We start from the raw sequence: 1,747 nt of genomic DNA, 5'->3' as shown, positions 1-1,747 counted from the left end.
TCTGTGCCCACCTCAGCGACGAGGGTACGGCCGAGTTCGAGGACGACTCCCTGGGTGGCGTTGTCGACTATATGTGTCAGCTCTACCTGCGACGAGGACTTCGTGAAGCAGTAAAGGTGATCTGCGAGGAACCCCTGCGGTTTGATCGCCTCGTCTACTCGGCAGTGACGTCATGATGTTGTCCTATCCGCGCCTGTCGCGTTCACATGCACTGATCGAGGCCGGCCGTATTCGAGAGGCGCTGAGGACCGGGGGGCTCTCGTCCGTATCCACGCTCGCCCGTGTTCATCACGAGCGGCAGCACCCTGTCTCCACCGGCCGGATCGCAACACCGACCGAGATCGGTGAGGCGCGGTCCCGCATTATTGATGCAGTCAGATTCTGGTTGTCTGCGGGGAGAGTCACTGACAAGGCAACCTTCGACCGCGAACTCGGTGCCGCCCTCCATGCCTCGCTCGCAATTGTGCCGTCCGACGCCTCGCACGAGGAGACCTGGAACTTCTTGAGTGCTGTCGTGCTTCCAGACGTCATTGCAATCCGGTTCCCGAGTCTGCCCGATGATCGTCTCATTGGGGGGCACAGGAATGTGCTGAGGAAGGCATGGATCAGGCACGAGATTCTTGGGAACGGCCTCCTCGAGCTCGACCTCAAGGAAGACGAGCTAGTTGGACTCTTCGAACGCACAGCGCTGGTCAGGAACCGTAGACTTGCGCGCTTTGCTGCTCACACTGTCGCTGAGCATCAGGGTCCAAAGCGCGACGAGTGGGCCAGAAAGTTCTACAAGTTGCTCACTTTCCAAACGGGTGTTCGCCTCCTTGACTCGCTTGAGGACGAGGCACTCGATGAGGTCGTGCAGTCTTGTGCGGCTGGCGCAGACTCGCTCAGCCTTCTGCCTTCAGAACTGGGGGGCTCGGACGACTGACACGTCATGCCTCTGGGAACCTTTCAGGGGCTCCTGGTGCTCGCCGCCATGCCGCGTCCGCCACTTCGAGCACACGCCCGACCGTATGACGCGCAGCCTTGGTCTGCTGCGAACGCGGCGGTGCGTCTGAGTCGGGCCCGTGGCCAAGTCGCGGTCGGTGCTCGCGGTAATGCTGAACGCGTCACCAGCGACAACGCGGATTGGAGCAGCAGCAGCCCGTGCCGATCCGCCAGGGTYAGATCAGGCACGTCACTGCGGGATTACCCCTTGCGCTTGTGGCGTGGGTGGACCTGATTGCGATGCCGACGCCGACCATGAGGTGCTTCTCTCGCTCGAGGGCATCTGTCGTGGCCCCTCACCGACCCGCCGCCCGGCGGGTGGCAAAGCGAGGCCACGGACAGGAGGAGGGCGTCGGCTAGGGGGCGAGTAGGCGTCCCSGGAGTTGAGCTGGCGTGAGCCAGGGCTTGGACCTGTGGATCATCCGATGGCAGTTCGCGCACAGCAGCGCCAAGTCCTCGAGGCGGGTGCGCGCTGGTCCGGACGCATGCAACGGCAGCACGTGGTGGACCTCGATGTAGTCGACCCCCAATTGTCCGTAGGTCGCAGCAAAGTCGAAGGCGCACACCTCGCAGGCGATCGTCATACCCCCGGCCTTGACGTTCGCGATCTTGGCGCGACGCAGTTTCGGACTGCGTTCTCGTCGAAAGTGCTTGGCGACGAGCAGCCTGCCCTCGTCCGCGCTGATCTCTTCCAGCTCCATCTCGTCGTGGGGGACAGAGGACACACTCTTCCAGCTCCATCTCGTCGTGGGGGACAGAGGACACA

2 protein-coding genes are annotated in these 1,747 nt (G+C 62.9%); one reads left to right on the top strand and one right to left on the bottom strand.

Annotated elements, in window-relative coordinates:
- The first annotated feature begins 172 nt into the window (after window positions 1–172).
- A complete protein-coding gene (locus AC1DQF_RS21555) occupies window positions 173–922 on the top strand; it encodes a DUF6339 family protein (RefSeq protein ID WP_477527267.1) in 750 nt (249 codons plus the stop codon).
- Between the two features lie 415 nt (window positions 923–1,337).
- Here the strand turns inward: AC1DQF_RS21555 and AC1DQF_RS21550 are convergent.
- Window positions 1,338–1,747 (bottom strand): HNH endonuclease (locus AC1DQF_RS21550; RefSeq protein ID WP_477527266.1); only part of this gene is annotated, 410 nt, incomplete at its 5' end.

It is taken from the genome of Nocardioides sp. P4_G4, from assembly GCF_056401085.1.
Note: the sequence above shows the minus strand (reverse complement) of the source record. Positions and strands in the feature narration are given on the sequence as shown.